This window comes from Pseudomonas sp. TMW22089 (genome assembly GCF_022496645.1).
Classification (GTDB): domain Bacteria; phylum Pseudomonadota; class Gammaproteobacteria; order Pseudomonadales; family Pseudomonadaceae; genus Aquipseudomonas; species Aquipseudomonas paraversuta.
Genome location: NZ_SCFG01000001.1, coordinates 40,757 through 60,536, shown reverse-complemented (window position 1 = coordinate 60,536; position 19,780 = coordinate 40,757). Strand labels below are relative to the sequence as shown.

The window sequence follows — 19,780 nt, the reverse complement described above, 5'->3', positions numbered from 1 at the left end:
GCAGACGCCAGGCCCGGACACTTACTGAACGATTAAATTGTTAAACAGCAAATCCTCGACCATCGGCTTGCCGGTCTCTTCGAGCATCACCTGCTGAATCTGTTTCAAGGCCTCCTGGCGCAGCTTCTCCTTGGCTTCAACACTGCCCAGGCTTGCGCTGGTCTGCTGGGTAAACAAACCCACCAACTGATTACGAATCAACGGATCATTGGCTTTCACCGCCTTGGCCGCCTCGGCTCCGGACACGCGCAACGAAATGTCCGCCTTGTACACCTTGAGCCTGGAACTGCCATCGAGCCCGTAGTTACCCACGAACGGCGGGTTCAGGGTGACATAGCTGACCTTGGCAGCGCCCTCTTCGGCTTCTTCTGCAAGCGCCACCATCGGCCAGGACAGGGCCAGCATCAATACAATCCACGCTTTCACAATTCGCTCCTCGGTACGGGTTGAAGAAGCAGCCGGGGCTGCTTGCACATCTATTTCTGGTTATCGGCCAGTTAGCGCAAAGCCGTAGGGCTCCGATCCTGGCGTGAGACAGATCCGAATAAACGGACAGACCTGCCCTTTAATTTTTTATCCACAGCCCGTTTCTCCAGGCCTGTGGACAGTTTGACCCGTTGCGTCTGCCAAGCGGGCTGTGGAAGGTTTCACCCCCAGGCAACAGGTTCACAAATGAAAGTGCTCTGTGGGATTTTTCCTATAACAGCAGAAAGTAAGGCCTGTCATTTTCAGTAACGAAAATGTAACGTTCGCGCTCGCTGATATAACAAGAAATTTGGAGCTCTTGAATGTTTGCTTTCTTTCGACCTGCCGCACACCAGGCGCCCCTGCCTGAAGAAAAAATCGACAGTACTTATCGACGTCTGCGCTGGCAGATTTTCGCGGGTATTTTCTTTGGCTACGCGGGTTATTACCTGCTGCGCAAAAACTTCTCGCTGGCCATGCCGTACCTGATTGACGAGGGTTACACCCGGGGTCAACTGGGTCTGGCCATGTCCGCGATTGCCATCGCTTATGGTTTGTCCAAGTTCCTCATGGGGCTGGTGTCCGACCGTTCCAACCCGCGCTTCTTCCTGCCCTTCGGCCTGCTGATTTCAGCAGGCGTGATGTTCATTTTCGGTTTCGCACCCTGGGCCACCTCCAGCGTCACCATGATGTTCATTTTGCTGTTTATCAACGGCTGGGCCCAGGGCATGGGCTGGCCGCCAAGCGGTCGGACCATGGTTCACTGGTGGTCGCAGAAAGAACGCGGCGGTGTAGTGTCAGTCTGGAATGTGGCGCACAACGTTGGCGGAGGCTTGATCGGGCCGCTGTTTTTGCTGGGTATGGCCTGGTTCAACGACTGGCACGCGGCATTCTATGTACCGGCTACCGTTGCCCTGCTGGTCGCGCTGTTTGCGTTTATCACCATGCGCGACACCCCGCAGTCCGTGGGCTTGCCACCGATCGAGCAATACAAGAATGATTACCCGGCCGGTTACGACTCCAGCCACGAAGACGAATTCAGCGCCAAAGAGATTTTCGTCAAATACGTGCTGCGTAACAAAATGCTGTGGTACATCGCCCTGGCTAACGTATTCGTTTATTTGCTGCGCTACGGCGTCCTGGACTGGGCTCCGACTTACCTCAAGGAAGCCAAACACTTCACCGTGGACACCACTTCGTGGGCGTACTTCTTCTATGAGTGGGCAGGTATTCCGGGCACGCTGCTGTGCGGCTGGATGTCAGACAAGATCTTCCGCGGCAATCGCGGCCTGACCGGCATTGTGTTCATGTCCCTGGTGACCGTCGCCACGCTGGTTTACTGGCTCAACCCGCCGGGTAACCCGAGCATTGACATGATCGCGCTGTTCTCCATCGGCTTCCTGATTTACGGCCCGGTGATGCTGATCGGCTTGCAGGCCCTGGAACTGGCGCCGAAGAAAGCAGCCGGTACTGCCGCAGGCTTTACCGGGCTGTTCGGCTACCTGGGCGGTTCGGTGGCAGCCAGTGCGGCCATGGGCTATCTGGTTGACCACTTCGGCTGGGATGGCGGCTTTGTACTGCTGATCAGCGCATGCCTGTTGGCGATTGCGTTCATGATCCCGACCCTGCGCCACAAGAATGTCGCCAGTGCCGAGCGGGCAACCGACGCTTAAGACAACGACATGCAACGCTTGAGCCGCGCCTCCAGATTCAGATCTGGCATGGCGTGGCTACGCAGGGCGCTTACGGTCTGCTCGACATAATCGCGAGTAGTGCCGTAACGCCCGTTGGCGTTGGCCAGTACCTGGCTGAGTACACCGTCCGACAGGTTGCCCGCATAGCTGGGTAGATGTCGCTCCAGCACAAACCCCAATGCCTGCACCTGACTGCCATCCTCCAGCCGGCAGGTGAGCCAGTGCGGCCGATAAGACGGCACCGGCATTTCACGCAGCCACAGGGCATAGAGCGAGGCATCGAGGTTGTCTTCAGGCAGCCGATAGGCAAAACCGCTGCACGAACCGCCCCGGTCCAGACCAAACACCAGCCCCGGCCATTGCGGCGTGCCACGATGTTCGTGGGACCACAGATACAGCCCGCGATGATAGCCATGCACCCGCCCGCGCTTGCGCTCGACCGCCGAACACTCGGGGCGCCAGATCAGTGAGCCATAGGCGAATAACCAGACGGGGCCGCCTTGATGACAGGCCATGGTGGCTTGCAAGGATTGCTGAAGTTGTTCTGGGGTCAACGGCGCCCCAAGATCGAGTCGCGGAGGGTAATCCGGGTTTAAACACACAGATTCAATTACAGTCATAACTAAGGCTTTTGGATCCTGCTCGCATTACATGATGTAAACGAAAGTAACGACCTGAATGGTATAGCACTAAAAAGCAAATGACTTGCAGGTCCGGACCTGTGGCAACCTAGAAAAACCGGCCTGGCTTATTACACTTGTGTAAGGCGCAGGTTCAGGTAACTGGCACCACAGATCTCTATAGTGTTGCGCCCCAATATAATGACAGAGGCCACCCTATGAGAAAGTCAGGAATCTGTTGCCTGTTTATGTTGGCTCATGCCAGCTTTGCGCTGGCCCAGGATGACACGCAGCAAAAAGACAAAGACTTCTGGTACGTGCAGACCAGTGTCTATACCAGACACTTTTCGCCAGACCCCGAGCACAATAACAATCAGGATCTGATCGGCCTGGAATATAACGACGCTTCAGGCTGGCTTGCGGGCGGAGCAACTTTTCGCAATTCATTTAGCCAGCGCTCTTATTACGCCTATGCCGGCAAACGCTTTGACAGTGAAAACTACCCGGTCTATTTGAAGCTGACCGGTGGCTTGCTGGAAGGCTATCACGGCGAGTATCAGGACAAGATCCCGCTCAATCGCTTCGGAGTTGCGCCGGTGATTATCCCCTCGGTCGGGGCCTATTACGGGCCCGTGGCGGCCGAGCTGGTGTTGCTCGGTTTCAATGCCGCCATGATCACCGCCGGACTGCGGATCTAAGGCTTGAAAACCTGCAGGAGCGAGCTGTTGGAAGCTCGCTCCTGCACAGATTTCAAGGGCGCGGGCAGTAGGCAAATACATCCGCGCGCATCTGGTGCGGGTCCATCCCGGCATTGACCAGTGCATCGAGGGTTCCATAGATCATCGCCGGGGAACCGCTGGCATAGACATGCACCGCCTTCAGATCGCTGATGTCTTCACACACGGCTTCATGCAACAGACCACAGCGGCCCTCCCAGCCACACAGATCACTGACGACCTTGTGCAGGAACAGGTTGGGAATCTTCTGCCAGGCGTCCCATTCCTCCAGGGTGTAGAAGTCTTCAGGGCGACGCACCCCCCAATACAAGTGCACCGGGTGCTGGAAGCCCTTCTCACGGCAATGCTCGATCAGGCTGTGCATTTGCGCCATGCCGGTACCGGCTGCGATCAGGACCAGCGGGCCGTCCGGCAACTCGGACAGGTGCGTGTCGCCAAACGGCAGCTCAAGGCGGACCATCCTGTTGCGCTGCAACTGCTCGATCAGGCTGCGGGCGCTGTCTTCGCGCACCAGTACGTGCAGCTCAAGATCACGCCCGGAGTGCGGGGCACTGGCCAGGGAAAAAGCCGACTTCTCGCCATTTTCCCGCTCCAGCATCACGTACTGTCCTGCGTGATAACGCGGCGGTTTGCCCGCCGGCGCACGCAAACGTACGCGCCAGACATCGCCGCCCATATCGACACATTCAATCAACTGACACGCCAGGCTACGCACCGGTAACTCTCCCAACGCAAGCACCCCGTCCCACAACACCACGCAGTCTTCAAGCGGCGCTGCCAGGCAGGTATAAAATTCGCCGTGATCGCGGACTTCTCCCGCCTGCTCCACCTGGCCTTCAACCAGCAAGGCCGCACAGACATGACAATTACCATTGCGGCAACTTTGCGGGCATTCATAGCCCAGGCGTTGCGCCGCATTCAGAATCCGCTCTCCAGGCAAAGTTTCCAGCACCGCGCCTGAAGGCTGCAAGGTTACACGCATCAATCTATTCCTAATTGATTCCAGATGTCATCGATCCGGCGTGTGACCGCCTCATCCTTGACGATGACCCGACCCCATTCACGGGTGGTCTCACCCGGCCATTTGTTGGTTGCATCCAGCCCCATTTTCGAACCCAGACCGGAAACCGGCGAAGCGAAATCGAGGTAATCGATTGGAGTGTTGTCGATCATCACCGTGTCACGCTTGGGATCCATGCGCGTGGTAATGGCCCAGATCACGTCATTCCAGTCCCGGGCATTGATATCGTCGTCTGTCACGATAACGAACTTGGTGTACATGAACTGGCGCAAGAACGACCACACACCCAGCATGACGCGCTTGGCGTGGCCCGGATATTGTTTCTTCATGGTCACAATGGCCATGCGGTACGAACAACCCTCTGGCGGCAGATAGAAATCGGTGATTTCCGGGAACTGCTTTTGCAGAATCGGCACGAACACTTCATTGAGCGCCACACCTAAAATCGCTGGCTCATCCGGTGGCCGGCCAGTGTAAGTGCTGTGGTAGATCGGTTTGATCCGATGGGTGATGCGTTCAACGGTGAACACCGGGAAGCTGTCGACTTCGTTGTAGTAGCCGGTGTGGTCGCCGTAAGGACCTTCGGGGGCCATCTCGCCAGGGTGGATCACGCCTTCAAGGATGATTTCGGCAGTGGCAGGCACTTGCAGATCATTGCCACGGCACTTCACCAGCTCGGTGCGATTGCCCCGCAGCAAGCCTGCAAAGGCGTACTCGGACAGGCTGTCAGGCACCGGTGTTACGGCACCGAGGATGGTCGCCGGGTCTGCACCCAGGGCCACCGCTACCGGGAACGGCTGACCCGGGTGTTTCTCGCACCAGTCACGATAGTCCAGCGCGCCGCCACGATGGCTCAGCCAGCGCATGATGACTTTGTTGCGGCCAATGACCTGCTGGCGATAAATACCCAGATTTTGACGGTCCTTGTTCGGACCCTTGGTCACGGTCAGGCCCCAGGTAATCAGCGGCGCCACGTCGCCCGGCCAGCAATGCTGAACCGGCAGCATGGCAAGGTCGACATCGTCACCTTCAATGACCACTTCCTGACACACCGCGTCCTTGACGACTTTCGGGGCCATGGCAATGATCTTGCGAAAGATAGGGAGCTTGGACCACGCGTCTTTCAGACCTTTAGGCGGCTCAGGCTCTTTGAGGAAGGCCAGCAGCTTGCCAATTTCACGCAACTCGCTGACCGACTCGGCCCCCATGCCCATGGCCACGCGCTCAGGCGTGCCAAACAGGTTGCCGAGTACCGGGATCGTATGTCCTGTCGGGTTTTCGAATAGCAGCGCCGGGCCCTTGGCCCGCAGCGTGCGGTCGCAGATTTCTGTCATCTCCAGCACAGGAGACACGGGAATCTGGATGCGTTTCAACTCTCCGCGCTGCTCTAACTGCTGCACGAAATCCCGAAGATCCTTGAATTTCATTGACGTTGGCACCCTCAAAATAGGCGTACATCCTACCTGCTATGGCGTGAGCTGGCAGCTTATCGCTGCTCAGCGGGCCGTATTCACCTCACTCACGCCGGTCAACTCTTGAGCTGCCGCCTCTTCGAACACCGGCGCCAACACTGGCAGCATTAACCGGGCACCCGCCTCTGACAGATGATTGTCGTCGGTGTACAACGAATGACCATCGCGCTGCGCACGACACAGACCCGAGGCGTCGCAAAGCGCCGGGGTCGGATCCAGCACCATGACACCGGCGTCAGCTGCTGCAATTTGCGCGAACAAGCGGTTAATGAATGCTTTTTGCTTGAGGTGGTCGGCCAATGGAAATCCAACGTCGGCTGTCGGTTTATGCAGCATGGCCAGGCGGCTTAGTCGGTACGGCGGATTGAACGGCTGCAGCGGTACATCTTTCATGAGCCAGACCCGATAGCCGGCCTTGCGCAACTGCTCCACCCTGGCCCGCACGCCGTCAGCAAGCCTCTGCTCGGCAACGGCTGGGTCATAACGGCCATCGGCACCCTTCAGTGCATGGCCGTGATCGCCCTTGGCGTCGCCATACAGGTACAGGCCCCAGCGGGCCACCAACAATACATCCGTGAACGGTTCCGTCTTCAGGGCCTGCTCCACGCGACGGTTGTAATTGGCACAGCGCTCGCCATGTTCCAGCCCCTCAAGGGGCAAACAGCCCGCCGAACTGGCCAGCATCACGTTAACCCCGTGCTGCCGGGCGTTGGCGTCCAGCGCCGGAATCAATGCCGTGGCATGACTGTCCCCCCAAACCAGCAACTGCGCGGGCTCGAACCCGGAAGCGCTATTGCCGTAGCGGCAAAAAGGCGTATCGGCAGGGCTCTTGTCGTCGGTGATACAGGCCATCAACTCAGGACGCCAGTGGCTGGCATTGGCGTACTGCAACGCATGCTCGGACAAGCGGGACGGCAAACCGTCAGTCCAGCGCAGCGTTTGCCCGGCCAGCCCCAGTACCAGGATACCCAGACCCGCAGCGAGCAAAATCTGACGCCGCCCTGCCAACAATCGACGCTCACGAAACGGGGTTTCGATGTAGCGCCAGGACAAATATCCAAGTACCAGTGTCAGTGCGATCAACGCACCGGTGAGGACAGGACCTGGCTCATCCACGTCGGCATAGCTGGCGAAAACAAACACCGGCCAATGCCACAGGTACCAGGAATACGAGATCAGGCCGAGCCCTACCAGCAGGCGGGAACTCAAAATACGCCCTACCCAGGTGCTGTGATGCTCATTGGCCCAAATCAGGGCAACCACACCCAGCACCGGCAACAGTGCTGCTGCTCCAGGGAACGGGGTGTTTTTGTCGTAAGCGAAAACCGCGATAAGGATCAGTCCGAGCCCGAGCAAGCTTATGCATTGCGCGGCGGCGGCTGTAAGGCGCGTCTTACTGACCGGTGCGACCGCCAGCATCGCGCCAGCCAACAGCTCCCAGGCCCGCATCGGTAACAGGAAAAAGGCCTTTTCAGGGTGTTGCGCAACAGCCCACACGCTTAATCCGAACGAGATCAGCAACACACCAAACAAGGCCAGACGCCAATGCCTGAAGCGACTGGCCAACAGGGTCAGCAGCAGCGGGAAAACAATATAAAACTGTTCTTCAACCGCCAGCGACCAGGTATGAAGCAGCGGTTTTAAATCGCTGGCCACATCGAAATAGCCATCCTGGCGCATGAACAACAGGTTGGAGGCGAACATCACCTGGTATCGAACTGACTGGCCCAGTTGCTCGTAGTCCTTGGGTGCCATCAAGAACCAGCCCACCGCGAGCACGACTGCAATCATGGCGAACAGTGCGGGCAGGATACGCCGCGCACGCCGGGTCCAGAACTCGACGAAACTGAAGCGCCCGGCCTCGCGCTGGCGCCAGATGATCGAGGTGATCAGATACCCCGAGATCACGAAGAATACGTCGACCCCGACGAACCCGCCGGTCAGCCCCGGCACCCCGAAGTGAAACAAGACGACAGCAATGACGGCAATGGCGCGCAAGCCATCGATGTCCCGGCGATATACAAGAGAGCTCATCAATGTCCAAATCCAGAAATATTGTTTTTATTGACCGGTACCAGCCCAAAAGCTTCCTTTTAAATGCAAAAAAATGGCGCCCCTAGGGACGCCATTTTTTAAGACCCGAAAACGTATTACTTACGCTTCATCGACAAGAAGAACTCATCGTTGGTCTTGGTCTGCTTCAACTTGTCGATCAGGAACTCGATGGCTGCAACTTCGTCCATCGGGTGCAACAGCTTGCGCAGGATCCACATGCGTTGCAACTCGTCATCGGCAGTCAGCAACTCTTCGCGGCGAGTGCCGGAACGGTTGATGTTGATCGCCGGGAAGACGCGCTTTTCAGCGATCTTGCGGTCCAGAGGCAGTTCCATGTTGCCGGTGCCTTTGAACTCTTCGTAGATCACTTCATCCATCTTCGAGCCGGTTTCAACCAGCGCGGTAGCGATGATGGTCAGCGAGCCGCCTTCTTCGATGTTTCGCGCAGCACCGAAGAAACGCTTTGGCTTCTCAAGGGCGTGAGCATCGACACCACCGGTCAGTACCTTGCCGGAGCTAGGGATAACGGTGTTGTAGGCACGAGCCAGACGGGTAATGGAGTCGAGCAGGATCACCACGTCTTTTTTGTGTTCGACCAGGCGCTTGGCCTTCTCGATCACCATTTCAGCAACCTGCACGTGGCGGGTTGGTGGCTCGTCGAACGTGGAAGCAACCACTTCGCCACGAACGGTACGCTGCATTTCGGTAACTTCTTCCGGACGCTCGTCGATCAACAGAACGATCAAGTGCACTTCAGGGTTGTTACGCGAGATGTTGGACGCGATGTTCTGCAGCATGATGGTCTTGCCCGCTTTTGGCGGAGCAACGATCAGACCACGCTGACCTTTACCGATCGGGGCGCACAGGTCGATCACACGACCGGTCAGATCTTCGGTGGAACCGTTACCGATTTCCATCTTCATGCGTACGGTCGGGAACAGCGGGGTCAAGTTCTCGAAGAGAATCTTGTTTTTCGCGTTCTCTGGACGATCGTAGTTGATCGTGTCGACTTTCAGCAGGGCGAAGTACCGCTCGCCTTCTTTTGGCGGACGGATTTTACCGACGATGGTGTCGCCGGTGCGCAAGTTGAAGCGTCGAATCTGGCTTGGCGAGACATAAATATCGTCTGGGCCGGCCAGGTAAGAAGCGTCAGCGGAACGGAGGAAGCCGAAGCCGTCCTGGAGAATCTCCAGCACGCCATCACCGGAGATTTCCTCGCCGCTTTTCGCGTGCTTTTTGAGCAGGGAGAAAATCACGTCCTGCTTGCGCGAACGGGCCATATTTTCTATGCCCATCTGTTCGGCCAATTCGAGCAGTTCGGTAATCGGCTTTTGCTTGAGTTCAGTCAGGTTCATATAGGAATGACGTAATCATTTATGGAGGGGGAAATTAAGCTTTTGGCTTAATGAGGCCGCGCCGCAGAGAAGGCGACAGGATCGCGTACTAATTCGATAAGGAGTGCGTCGGCGACGGCTTGCAGGGGGCAGTGGAGAAACCAGTGCGGGGCCGAATGTACCACTTGAGTTTCATAGCGTCTAGTCCCTGAGCCATGAAAAAGCCCCGCATTTTGCGGGGCTTTTATCGACGCTTAAATGTTGGCGTCGAGGAATGCTGCCAGCTGCGACTTCGACAATGCACCAACCTTGGTGGCTTCGACGTTGCCGTTCTTGAACAACATCAGCGTTGGAATACCACGTACGCCGTGCTTGGCCGGGGTTTCCTGGTTCTCATCGATGTTCAGTTTGGCAATAGTCAACTTGCCTTTGTAAGTCTCGGCGATCTCGTCCAGAACTGGCGCGATCATTTTGCAAGGGCCACACCATTCAGCCCAGTAGTCGACCAGTACAGCGCCTTCAGCCTTGAGAACATCGGCCTCAAAGCTAGCGTCGGTGACGTGTTTAATAAGATCGCTGCTCATGGAAGTCTCCGTGGTTGTAAGCAAAAACGTAGCACATCATAGCTGTCATCACCGCGTTCAGGAAGCTGACCCTTGATTGACTCTTACTATAGAGCTGCTTGAGCAAAGGTATCGCCCGTACCTTTGCCCCGGCGCCATCGACGGGACGGGCCCGATGGCGGCGACCCATGAAATGCGCTTCGCCCGGGAAGTCGGGGACAAACGGGGGTTTATGCATCAGGGTAAAGCCCACGGAGCTGGCGAATGTCATCGGCACCAACCCGCTGCAGGAACGAGCTTGCTCGCGAGCCGTGCAAAGGGATTAACAGCACGCTTCTACAAAAAGAAGAATCGCACAGCAAAATACGAACCCGCCGGGAGCAGCTAACGTCATTGCTTACGTGCGCCACATCAATGCATCTGATACTACGCGTTGGCGCGAGCGTTTGATCGTGGCACGATGGCGAAGTTATCGACCGAGACCCTTCAACCATGCCCCAATCCCAAAGCAAGAATCCATCCCTGATCGCCGCTATTGATCTGGGTTCTAACAGCTTTCACATGGTGGTGGCCAAGGCCCAGAACGGAGAAATCCGTATCCTGGAGCGACTTGGTGAGAAGGTTCAATTAGCTGCCGGCATCGACGAAGAACGCAAACTCAACGAAGAATCCATGCAGCGCGGGCTTGATTGCCTGAAGCGCTTTGCGCAACTGATCAACGGCATGCCGTTGGGCGCCGTGAGAATCGTGGGCACCAACGCCCTGCGAGAAGCCCGCAACCGCAACGAATTTATCGTGCGCGCAGAAGAGATCCTGGGGCACACCGTCGAGGTCATTTCTGGCCGAGAAGAAGCGCGCCTCATCTATTTGGGCGTATCGCACACCCTCGCCGATACTCCGGGCAAACGCCTGGTCGCTGACATCGGCGGCGGCAGTACCGAATTCATTATCGGCCAGCGCTTTGAACCGCTGCTGCGCGAAAGCCTGCAAATGGGCTGCGTGAGTTACACCCAGCGCTATTTCCGCGACGGCAAAATCACTCCGGCCCGTTACGCCCAGGCCTATACCGCTGCCCGCCTCGAAATCATGAGCATTGAGCACGCGCTGCACCGCCTGACCTGGGACGAGGCTATCGGCTCCTCCGGCACCATTCGCGCCATCGGCCTGGCCCTCAAGGCTGGCGGACACGGCAACGGTGAAGTCAACGCCGAAGGGCTGGCCTGGCTCAAGCGCAAACTGTTCAAACTGGGCGAAGCGGACAAAATCGACTTTGAAGGCATCAAGCCTGACCGTCGTACCATTTTCCCGGCGGGCCTGGCGATTCTTGAGGCCATCTTTGACTCACTCGAACTGCAGCGCATGGACCATTGCGACGGCGCGCTACGTGAGGGCGTGCTGTATGACCTGCTGGGCCGTCATCACCATGAAGACGTGCGTGAGCGCACCCTCAGCTCGCTGATGGACCGCTACCACGTAGATCGCGAACAAGCCGCAAGGGTCGAGCGCAAAGCGCTGCGTGCCTTCGATCAAGTGGCCAAGTCATGGGAGCTCAAGGACGGGATCTGGCGTGAACTGTTGAGTTGGGCGGCCAAGGTGCATGAAGTCGGGCTGGATATCGCCCACTACCACTACCACAAACACGGCGCCTATCTGATCGAGCACTCCGACCTCGCGGGGTTTTCCCGTGAAGACCAGCAAATGCTCGCGCTGCTGGTACGCGGCCATCGCCGTAATATTCCCAAGGACAAGTTCGCCGAGTTCGGCGCCGAAGGCATCAAGCTGATTCGCCTGTGCGTGTTGCTGCGCTTTGCGATTTTGTTCTACCACATCCGTGGCAATCAGGAAGCGTCGCAGGTGAAGTTGCGCGCCGAGGGCGACCATCTCGAGGTGATCTTCCCCGAAGGCTGGCTGGAGCAAAACCCCTTGACCCAGGCCGACTTTGAGCAAGAAGCCCAATGGCTGACCCGGGTCGGGATTGTTCTGACAGTGTCCTGATCAAGCAAACACTTCTGCAGAAACCAGCTTGCCTGGCGATTGTATCAACGCGGTGCTAAAGAATAACCGCGGCGTATTCATCGCCAGGCTGGCAGGCTGCTGCAGGGCCGGGGCTTACACCGACGGGCCGGTGCTCACCGTCAACACCGGCAGGCTCAGACGCTCCAGCAGGGTTGCCTGGGCACTGCGCGGGTTTTGATTCCCGGTGGGCGTGTTACGAATGTAACGACCGTCCGATTGCAGGCTCCAGCTGTGGGTGTTGTCCGTCAGATAGCATTCCAGCTCCTTCTTGACCCGCAGAATCAGCTTTTTGCCCTCCACCGGGAAGCAGGTTTCGACCCGCTTATCCAGGTTGCGCTCCATCCAGTCAGCGCTCGACAGGAACATCTGCTCTTCGCCGCCATTGAGGAAGTAGAACACCCGCGTGTGCTCCAGGAAGCGACCAATGATCGAGCGCACATGAATGTTGTGCGAGACCCCCGGAATACCCGGCCGCAGGCAACACATCCCGCGCACTACCAAATCGATCCGCACCCCGGCCTGGCTGGCCTTGTACAGCGCCCGAATGATTTTCGGGTCGGTCAGGGAGTTGAACTTGGCGATGATATGCGCAGGTTTGCCCTCCGACGCGAACTGGGTCTCACGGGCAATCATGTCGAGCATGCCCTTCTTCAGGGTGAAGGGTGCATGCAAGAGCTTTTTCATGCGCAGGGTCTTGCCCATGCCGATCAACTGGCTGAACAGCTTGCCGACGTCTTCGCAGAGCGCGTCATCCGATGTCAGCAAGCTGTAGTCGGTGTAGAGCTTGGCGTTGCCCGCGTGGTAGTTACCGGTACCCAGGTGCGCATAACGCACGATTTCCCCCGCCTCACGGCGCAGAATCAGCATCATTTTGGCGTGGGTCTTGAAACCGACCACGCCATAGATCACCACGGCACCGGCAGCTTGCAGGCGGCTGGCCAGCTGCAGGTTGGACTCTTCGTCAAATCGCGCACGCAGCTCCACAACGGCAGTCACTTCTTTGCCGTTGCGCGCGGCATCCACCAGCGCATCAACGATTTCAGAGTTGGCACCGCTGCGATACAGGGTCTGGCGCACAGCCAGTACATGCGGGTCTTTGGCGGCCTGACGCAACAAATCAACCACCGGGGTGAACGACTCAAACGGGTGCAGCAGCAAAATATCCTGCTTGCTGACGACGCTGAAAATGTTCTCGCTGTTCTGCAACAGCTTCGGAATCGCCGGAGTGAATGGCGTGTATTGCAGCTCGGGATGGCTGTCCAGACCGGTGATGCTGAACAGGCGCGTGAGGTTTACCGGGCCATTGACCGTATACAGCTCGGTCTCATGCAGGTTGAACTGCTTGAGCAGGTAATCGGACAGATGTTTGGGGCAAGTGTCGGCCACTTCCAGACGCACCGCATCGCCATAGCGACGCGAGAACAACTCGCCACGCAGGGCGCGGGCCAGGTCTTCTACATCTTCAGTGTCCACCGACAGGTCAGCGTTGCGGGTCAGGCGGAACTGGTAGCAGCCCTTGACCTTCATGCCCTGGAACAGGTCATCGGCGTGGGCATGAATCATCGAGGACAGGAACACGTAGTTGTCCCCTGTACCGCCGACGTCTTCAGGCAACTTGATCACCCGCGGCAACAGGCGCGGGGCCGGGATAATTGCCAGACCCGAATCACGGCCGAAGGCGTCGATGCCTTCCAGCTCGACGATAAAGTTCAGGCTCTTGTTGACCAGCAACGGGAACGGATGCGTCGGATCAAGGCCGATCGGGGTGATGATGGGCGCAATCTCGTCGCGGAAAAACTTGCGCACCCAGGCTTTGATCTTGGTGTTCCAGTGGCGGCGGCGAATGAAGCGCACCTGATGCTTTTCAAGCTCAGGCAACAGGATATCGTTGAGGATCGCGTACTGGCGGTCGACATGGCCATGTACCAGCTCACTGATCCGCGCCAGCGCCTGATGCGGCTGCAGGCCGTCAGCACCCGCCTGCTCACGGGCGAAGGTAATTTGCTTCTTCAAGCCCGCGACACGAATCTCGAAAAACTCATCCAGGTTGCTGGAGAAGATCAGCAGGAACTTCAATCGCTCCAACAACGGATAGGACTCATCCAGCGCCTGTTCCAGCACGCGAATGTTGAACTGCAACTGCGACAGCTCGCGGTGGATATACAGACTGCTGTCATCCAGACCCGGAATGGCAATCGTCGGGTGCGCCGCAGGCGCCTCAGGCACGACAGCGACGTGACCTTGCGGCACGGGCGGGGTCTGAGCGACCGGTTCAACAACCGGCTCGGCCTCTGTAGCAACGAGTTCTGTCTGTCCTTCGGTATTCATTGAGTGTTCCTGTAAGAGCGGGTTTGACTCTCGTAACAGTTAAGCGGCGCGTGCAATCGAGCTGCCAGAATGCCACCAACGCCAGTGGGTTTAAACCGCTCGAAGTCGCTTTATGCGGGCTGGAGCCGAGTTAGAGGGTGATTTGTCGAAATTGTTCTGAGCTATGGCCGCGATCTTCAGTGAGCCGGCCTGCCAGCGACCGTGACTGCCCGGCGTTGCAGAATCGTGGGCCTGCCAGCCGCCACAGGTTGAGCACTCAAAACAGCTACGCGCGATGGTTATATCCACCCGCCATGAACACTAGATGACAACACCAATGATGTAAGTCAAATACACACCATTTGTAGGAATTGTTAACGCCAAGACACATTTCGATACTTTCCTGAATGTCCCTTAAGGCGTAGGCTGCGCGTTCATTTCGCCAGCATCCAGACAATGCTCCAACAATTTCTTCAAGAGTTTGGCTACTTCGCCCTGTTCCTTGGGACGTTCTTTGAAGGTGAGACCATTCTGGTTCTCGCAGGCTTCCTGGCGTTCCGCGGATACATGGACCTCAAGCTGGTGATGATCGTGGCATTCCTCGGCAGTTATGCCGGCGACCAGCTGTGGTACTTCCTGGGGCGCAAGCACGGCCGCAAATTACTGGCGCGAAAACCGCGCTGGCAACTCATGGGCGACAAGGCACTGGAGCACATTCGCAAGCACCCGGATATCTGGGTCTTGAGTTTCCGCTTCGTCTACGGCCTGCGTACCGTCATGCCTGTAGCCATTGGTCTGTCGGGCTACCCGCCGGGCCGCTACTTGCTGCTCAACGGTATTGGTGCAGCCATTTGGGCCATTGCCCTGGCAACCGCCGCCTACCACTTCGGTGCCGTGCTTGAGGGCCTGCTGGGCAGCGTCAAGAAGTATGAGCTATGGGTGCTGGGCGCCTTGCTGGTACTGGGCCTGGGCTTGTGGGCGCGTCGGCGCTTCAAAAATGCCCGTCTGACCAAAAAGGCTGCTCTCGAAGAAAAAATCCGGGCCGCTGAAGAAGCTAACAACCCGCCAGCTGAGTAACCCGGTTTCTGCACATATAGAGACCGGCCACGCTTAACAGGCTGTAGCTGAACAGGCCGGCCCAGCCCAGTGCGCTGGCCGGCCATAGTCCCGCCCACGGGGCGAGCCACAGCAGTGGCAGGTTCAGCGCCAGGCGCAGCCATTCAAGCTTCAGTGCCCAGGGCCGGTTCTCCAGCCCGGCCCCCAGCACAAACAAACCCAGCCCCATATATCCCCACCCCAAAATCAACGCCGGCGGCGGCAAAGTCTCGCCCAGATTCAGCAGATAACTGCCGAGCGCCACATAGACCACAAATTGCAGCGCGATATACAGCTGCTGGCGAGGCGGCAATGCCACTTCGAATTTCTCGAACTGGCTCAGGTCCGACTTGTGCAGCGGGTACCTCGCGGCGACATCCGCAGGCCGCCAACCGGTGGGCATAAACCAGATACGCAACTTGTCCCGCCAGCGTTGGGTGCGCCGCGCATCCGCCAGCAACTGACCATAGAACTGCCAGTTGGCCCACAGCGGATTCCAGCTCTTGAGCGGTGTCGTGACCCCGAAAATCACTGGCTCGGCGTCGTCCTCTTCCTGAAAGGTACCAAACAGGCGATCCCAAAAAATGAACACCCCGCCGTAATTGCGATCCATGTAGAGAGCATTTTGCGCATGGTGAGCCCGGTGATTGGACGGCGATACAAAGAACCACTCGAACCAGCCCAACTTGGGGATATGCCGCGTGTGGACCCAGAATTGATAGAGCAGATTGAGGGTCGCCACCGTAACGAACACCAACAACGGCACCCCCAAAACGGCCATTGGCAGGTAGAAAATCCAGCCAAATATAAAGCCGGTACTGGTCTGGCGCAGGGCCGTGGACAGGTTGTAGTCCTCACTCTGGTGATGCACCGAGTGCGCGGCCCACAGCACGTTGCGCTCATGCCCCAGACGGTGATGCCAGTAGTAACAGAAGTCGTAGAATACAAAGGCAAACAGCCAGACCCACAGGCTGTCTTCAGGCAGTTCGGTAATTGCCAGATATTTCAGGGCGACGCCGTAAGTAACCAGTCCTACACCCTTGGTCAGCAACCCGGTGGTGGTCGACAGCACCCCGGTGCTCAGGCTGTTGATCGTGTCTGCAAGGCGATAGGTAGGCATTGCACGCCAGCGGTCGACCAGCAACTCCACCGCGATCAGCACAAAGAAGAACGGCACTGCATACAGAATCAGCTTCATTGCACACCTCACCCCAAGATCAACCAAGCGTAGGCGTTCCCGGGACAACCCCCTATGGCGTCAAACGCCAAATCAGGCGACATTAACGCCACGAACAAGGAGACCCAACATGACCCACAAAAAAGTTGCCGTGATTCTCTCTGGCTGCGGCGTCTACGACGGTGCCGAGATCCACGAAAGCGTCATCACCCTGCTGCGCCTGGACCAGCGCGGCGCCAAAGTGCAGTGTTTCGCACCCGACATCGCCCAGCATCATGTGATCAACCACCTGACCGGCAACGAGATGCCCGAGTCGCGCAACGTGCTGGTGGAGTCGGCGCGGATCGCGCGCGGTGAAATCAAGGATATTCGTGAAGCCAATGTCGATGACTTTGATGCGCTGATCGTTCCGGGCGGGTTTGGCGCGGCAAAAAATCTTTCTGACTTTGCCGCCAGGGGCGCCGAATGCACCGTGCAACCTGACGTGCTGGCCCTGGCCGAAGCCTTTGCCCAGGCCTGCAAGCCAGTGGGGCTGATGTGTATCTCTCCGGCCATAGCCGCCAAGATCTACGGCCCTGGCGTGACCTGCACCATCGGCAAGGACCCTGAAACAGCAGCAGCCGTGGGCAAAATGGGTGCAACCCACAAAGAGTGCGAAGTGACTGACATTGTTGAGGACAAAGCCCGCAAACTGGTCAGCACCCCGGCCTATATGCTCGCCCAATCGATCAGCGAAGCAGCTTCAGGCATCAATAAAATGGTCGACCGGGTACTGGAGCTGACCCACGAGGCCTGATCAGCCCCGCGCCAGCCGGGTCAGGATCCGGTCCAGTGAATTGGCGAACGCCTGTTTTTCGCGTTCGCCATAGGCGCCCTGCCCGCCGCCCATCTGGCCTTGCTCGCGCAGATCAGTAAACAGATTACGCACCGCCAGCCGCTCGCCCATGTTTTGCGGGTCAAACTCCTTGCCCCGCGGGTCTAGCGCGGCCACGCCCTTCTTCACCAGCCGGTCGGCCAAGGGCACATCGCTGCAAATCACCAACTCACCGGGCACCGCGTGCTCCACCAGATAATCATCCGCCGCATCCGGGCCGCTGGGCACCACAATCAGTTTGACCAGCGCGTACGTCGGCTTGACCTGGCTTTGCCCCGCCACCAGCACCACCTCAAACTGACGTTTGAGCGCGAATTTGATCACTTGATCCTTCGCGGCCTTGGGGCAAGCATCTGCGTCAATCCAGACACGCATGGGGAAACTCCTTTATCAAATGACTTGCAGGCGCGAGCTGTTGAAAGCTCGCGTCTACAAGATATGGGGGCAATTACGCGGTGTGCACGGGGCGCTTGCCACCCGGCTTGCTGCGGCCGTAGAGCACAATAATCGCCACGATTGCCACCGCCTGCGCGCCCAGCGAGTAAGCATCGGCATGAATGCCCAGCCAGTCAAACTCGAAGAATGCCACTGGCCGCGTGCCAAAAATCCCGGCTTCTTGCAGTGCTTTGACGCCGTGACCGGCGAACACCACCGACAGTGCGCACAGCAATGCGGCATTGATGCCGAAGAACAGGGCCAGCGGCAATTTGGCCGAGCCGCGCAGGATAATCCACGCCAACCCCATCAACAGCACCAACGCCGTGGCACCGCCCGCCAATACCGCGTTGTGGCCTGCCGGACCGGCTTGGAGCCACAGGGTCTCGTAGAACAGGATCACTTCGAACAACTCCCGGTAAACCGAGAAGAACGCCAGGATCGCAAAGCCGAAACGCCCACCACCACCGACCAGGCTGCTCTTGATGTAGTCCTGCCACGCTGCCGCATGGCGGCGGTCGTGCATCCACACCCCCAGCCACAGCACCATGACGCTGGCAAACAAGGCCGTGCAGCCTTCCAGCAGTTCGCGCTGGGCGCCACTGACATCAATCACATAGGCCGCCAACGCCCAGGTCGCAAGGCCTGCAACCAGAGCCAGGGCCCAGCCCGCATTGACGCTGCGCACCGCCGATTGCTGGCCGGTGTTACGCAGGAAGGCGAGGATCGCCGCCAGCACCAGAATCGCTTCCAGGCCTTCGCGCAGCAGAATCAGCAAGCCCGAGATAAAGCTCAGGGACCAGCTCAAGCCATCGCTGCCCAATAGCCCGGCGGACTGCTTAAGCAAGGCTTTGGCCGCGTCCAGACGCTGCTCCACCTGTTCGGTGGGCAAGCCGTCCTGCAACGATTGCCGATAAGCCATCAGGGCTTTTTCGGTACTTTTACGCACGTTGCTGTCGACGTTATCCAGCGAACTTTCGACCAGCTCAAAACCTTCCAGGTAAGCCGCTACCGACAAGTCGTAGGCTTGTTCGCGATCACCGGCACGATAGGCCGCCAGGCTTTTGTCGAGGGTTTGCGCGGTGTAATCGAGCAACTGCGCCGGGCCGCGCTTGACCTGTGGTGGCACGGCGCGCTGAGCACGGAAAGTGGCGGTCGCTTCAGGCCCCTCAGCAACCAGCACCTCGTTAGGTGTGAGACGGGCAAGGTCTGCCAGGTTGTACGTCTTGTCCGCTTTGGCAGCCGCCGGATTGACACTCAACCCCGCGATATAGGTCGCCAGGTCCCAACGCTGACGCTCATCCAGCTGATCGGCAAACGACGGCATATCGGTGCCTTCAATGCCCAGGCCCAGGGTGTTGAAAATCCCATAGAGGCTCAGACGATCAAGGCGTTGTGCATCGCGCAGGTTGGCCGGTGGTGGCGTCATGCCGACGCCTGCCGGGCCATCGCCAGCCCCGGTCGGGCCATGGCACACCGAACAATGCTGGGCAAACAATGGTGCACCGCGGGTCGGATCCGGGGTGATGACAGGGGCCTGGCTGACCTCGTAGGCCAGTGCCAGTCTGGCGCCCAACTGGCGCGCCTCGCGGGCCACGCTCGCACCATCGGTACGCTGCTCAATGGCTGACTGCAAGGCACTGACGCCCTGCACCAGTTCCGCACGCTCAGGGCGGTGCGGCAAGTCTGCGACCAGACCCTTGAGAACCGTCAAAAACTCCAGCTGTTCGCGGTACTCGGTGTCATCGATGACCTTGCCATCTTCAACTGTAGGCGGGTAGTCCGCACCGATGTAGTCGATCAGATGCAGCGCTTGTGAGGCGCCTTCCGGGGAGTTGGCAGACACAGCAAGGCTGCACAACGCGAACACTGGCACTATCAGCCAGGCTAAAAAACGCGAGCGGGCGGTCATTAA

16 protein-coding genes and 1 pseudogene are annotated in these 19,780 nt (G+C 58.2%); 6 read left to right on the top strand and 11 right to left on the bottom strand.

What is annotated here, in order from left to right:
• Positions 1-21 precede the first annotated feature (21 nt).
• Complete coding sequence (locus EQV90_RS00290; RefSeq protein ID WP_010656876.1) at positions 22-426, bottom strand: flagellar basal body-associated protein FliL; 405 nt, start codon at positions 424-426, stop codon at positions 22-24.
• Between the two features lie 362 nt (positions 427-788).
• On the opposite strand from EQV90_RS00290, the gene glpT reads away from it, so the two are divergent.
• Entirely contained in the window at positions 789-2,138 is a 1,350-nt protein-coding gene (gene glpT, locus EQV90_RS00285) for a glycerol-3-phosphate transporter (protein ID WP_003438307.1), read from the top strand.
• Here the strand turns inward: glpT and EQV90_RS00280 are convergent.
• Positions 2,135-2,779: a gamma-glutamylcyclotransferase gene (locus EQV90_RS00280; RefSeq protein WP_003438305.1), complete on the bottom strand. Its 645-nt coding sequence runs from the start codon at positions 2,777-2,779 to the stop codon at positions 2,135-2,137. The genes glpT and EQV90_RS00280 overlap by 4 nt on opposite strands.
• A 218-nt stretch (positions 2,780-2,997) precedes the next feature.
• Between EQV90_RS00280 and EQV90_RS00275 the strand changes: the two genes are divergently transcribed.
• Entirely contained in the window at positions 2,998-3,477 is a 480-nt protein-coding gene (locus tag EQV90_RS00275) for a hypothetical protein (RefSeq protein WP_029612773.1), read from the top strand.
• Positions 3,478-3,529: 52 nt separating this feature from the next.
• On the opposite strand, the gene EQV90_RS00270 is transcribed toward EQV90_RS00275, so the two are convergent.
• The 5 genes from EQV90_RS00270 to trxA all read right to left on the bottom strand — a co-directional run bounded on the left by EQV90_RS00270 (position 3,530) and on the right by trxA (position 9,982).
• Positions 3,530-4,498, bottom strand: a complete 969-nt coding sequence (locus tag EQV90_RS00270) for a CDP-6-deoxy-delta-3,4-glucoseen reductase (RefSeq protein WP_003438302.1) — start codon at positions 4,496-4,498, stop codon at positions 3,530-3,532.
• Entirely contained in the window at positions 4,498-5,964 is a 1,467-nt protein-coding gene (ubiD, locus tag EQV90_RS00265) for a 4-hydroxy-3-polyprenylbenzoate decarboxylase (protein WP_003438295.1), read from the bottom strand. Before ubiD ends, EQV90_RS00270 begins: the two co-directional genes overlap by 1 nt.
• A 69-nt stretch (positions 5,965-6,033) precedes the next feature.
• On the bottom strand, positions 6,034-8,043 hold the full coding sequence (locus EQV90_RS00260) for an acyltransferase family protein (protein ID WP_003438293.1): 2,010 nt from the start codon (positions 8,041-8,043) through the stop codon (positions 6,034-6,036).
• 116 nt (positions 8,044-8,159) lie between these two features.
• Positions 8,160-9,419 (bottom strand): transcription termination factor Rho, encoded by a 1,260-nt coding sequence (rho, locus tag EQV90_RS00255; protein WP_003438291.1) that lies wholly within the window; start codon positions 9,417-9,419, stop codon positions 8,160-8,162.
• 233 nt (positions 9,420-9,652) lie between these two features.
• Positions 9,653-9,982: a thioredoxin TrxA gene (gene trxA, locus EQV90_RS00250; RefSeq protein WP_003438289.1), complete on the bottom strand. Its 330-nt coding sequence runs from the start codon at positions 9,980-9,982 to the stop codon at positions 9,653-9,655.
• Positions 9,983-10,145: 163 nt separating this feature from the next.
• Here trxA and EQV90_RS00245 point away from each other — a divergent pair.
• A pseudogene (locus EQV90_RS00245) lies at positions 10,146-10,226 on the top strand (amino acid ABC transporter ATP-binding protein); the annotation flags it as partial.
• 227 nt (positions 10,227-10,453) lie between these two features.
• Complete coding sequence (ppx, locus tag EQV90_RS00240; protein ID WP_003438287.1) at positions 10,454-11,956, top strand: exopolyphosphatase; 1,503 nt, start codon at positions 10,454-10,456, stop codon at positions 11,954-11,956.
• 114 nt (positions 11,957-12,070) lie between these two features.
• On the opposite strand, the gene ppk1 is transcribed toward ppx, so the two are convergent.
• Complete coding sequence (gene ppk1, locus EQV90_RS00235) at positions 12,071-14,305, bottom strand: polyphosphate kinase 1 (RefSeq protein ID WP_003438285.1); 2,235 nt, start codon at positions 14,303-14,305, stop codon at positions 12,071-12,073.
• A 435-nt stretch (positions 14,306-14,740) separates the two neighbouring features.
• Here ppk1 and EQV90_RS00230 point away from each other — a divergent pair, with 435 nt between their 5' ends.
• Positions 14,741-15,361, top strand: a complete 621-nt coding sequence (locus EQV90_RS00230) for a DedA family protein (protein WP_003438283.1) — start codon at positions 14,741-14,743, stop codon at positions 15,359-15,361.
• Here the strand turns inward: EQV90_RS00230 and EQV90_RS00225 are convergent.
• Entirely contained in the window at positions 15,339-16,577 is a 1,239-nt protein-coding gene (locus EQV90_RS00225) for a sterol desaturase family protein (RefSeq protein ID WP_003438282.1), read from the bottom strand. The genes EQV90_RS00230 and EQV90_RS00225 overlap by 23 nt on opposite strands.
• Before the next feature lie 109 nt (positions 16,578-16,686).
• Between EQV90_RS00225 and elbB the strand changes: the two genes are divergently transcribed.
• On the top strand, positions 16,687-17,352 hold the full coding sequence (gene elbB / locus EQV90_RS00220) for an isoprenoid biosynthesis glyoxalase ElbB (protein ID WP_003438276.1): 666 nt from the start codon (positions 16,687-16,689) through the stop codon (positions 17,350-17,352).
• On the opposite strand, the gene EQV90_RS00215 is transcribed toward elbB, so the two are convergent.
• Positions 17,353-17,805, bottom strand: coding sequence for a YaiI/YqxD family protein (locus EQV90_RS00215; RefSeq protein WP_003438273.1), 453 nt, complete (start codon positions 17,803-17,805; stop codon positions 17,353-17,355). It abuts the gene before it with no gap.
• A gap of 73 nt (positions 17,806-17,878) precedes the next feature.
• Entirely contained in the window at positions 17,879-19,777 is a 1,899-nt protein-coding gene (locus EQV90_RS00210) for a cytochrome c/FTR1 family iron permease (protein ID WP_240877610.1), read from the bottom strand.
• Between the last annotated feature and the right edge of the window lie 3 nt (positions 19,778-19,780).

What these genes read in the sequence shown, in the direction of transcription:
- EQV90_RS00210 (WP_240877610.1), bottom strand. Translation starts at nt 19,777, where the DNA reads ATGACCGCCCGCTCGCGTTTTTTAGCCTGGCTGATAGTGCCAGTGTTC.
- EQV90_RS00280 (WP_003438305.1), bottom strand. Translation starts at nt 2,779, where the DNA reads ATGACTGTAATTGAATCTGTGTGTTTAAACCCGGATTACCCTCCGCGA.
- EQV90_RS00230 (WP_003438283.1), top strand. Translation starts at nt 14,741, where the DNA reads ATGCTCCAACAATTTCTTCAAGAGTTTGGCTACTTCGCCCTGTTCCTT.
- ppx (WP_003438287.1), top strand. Translation starts at nt 10,454, where the DNA reads ATGCCCCAATCCCAAAGCAAGAATCCATCCCTGATCGCCGCTATTGAT.
- EQV90_RS00275 (WP_029612773.1), top strand. Translation starts at nt 2,998, where the DNA reads ATGAGAAAGTCAGGAATCTGTTGCCTGTTTATGTTGGCTCATGCCAGC.
- EQV90_RS00270 (WP_003438302.1), bottom strand. Translation starts at nt 4,498, where the DNA reads ATGCGTGTAACCTTGCAGCCTTCAGGCGCGGTGCTGGAAACTTTGCCT.
- glpT (WP_003438307.1), top strand. Translation starts at nt 789, where the DNA reads ATGTTTGCTTTCTTTCGACCTGCCGCACACCAGGCGCCCCTGCCTGAA.
- ubiD (WP_003438295.1), bottom strand. Translation starts at nt 5,964, where the DNA reads ATGAAATTCAAGGATCTTCGGGATTTCGTGCAGCAGTTAGAGCAGCGC.
- elbB (WP_003438276.1), top strand. Translation starts at nt 16,687, where the DNA reads ATGACCCACAAAAAAGTTGCCGTGATTCTCTCTGGCTGCGGCGTCTAC.
- trxA (WP_003438289.1), bottom strand. Translation starts at nt 9,982, where the DNA reads ATGAGCAGCGATCTTATTAAACACGTCACCGACGCTAGCTTTGAGGCC.
- rho (WP_003438291.1), bottom strand. Translation starts at nt 9,419, where the DNA reads ATGAACCTGACTGAACTCAAGCAAAAGCCGATTACCGAACTGCTCGAA.
- EQV90_RS00225 (WP_003438282.1), bottom strand. Translation starts at nt 16,577, where the DNA reads ATGAAGCTGATTCTGTATGCAGTGCCGTTCTTCTTTGTGCTGATCGCG.
- ppk1 (WP_003438285.1), bottom strand. Translation starts at nt 14,305, where the DNA reads ATGAATACCGAAGGACAGACAGAACTCGTTGCTACAGAGGCCGAGCCG.
- EQV90_RS00260 (WP_003438293.1), bottom strand. Translation starts at nt 8,043, where the DNA reads ATGAGCTCTCTTGTATATCGCCGGGACATCGATGGCTTGCGCGCCATT.
- EQV90_RS00215 (WP_003438273.1), bottom strand. Translation starts at nt 17,805, where the DNA reads ATGCGTGTCTGGATTGACGCAGATGCTTGCCCCAAGGCCGCGAAGGAT.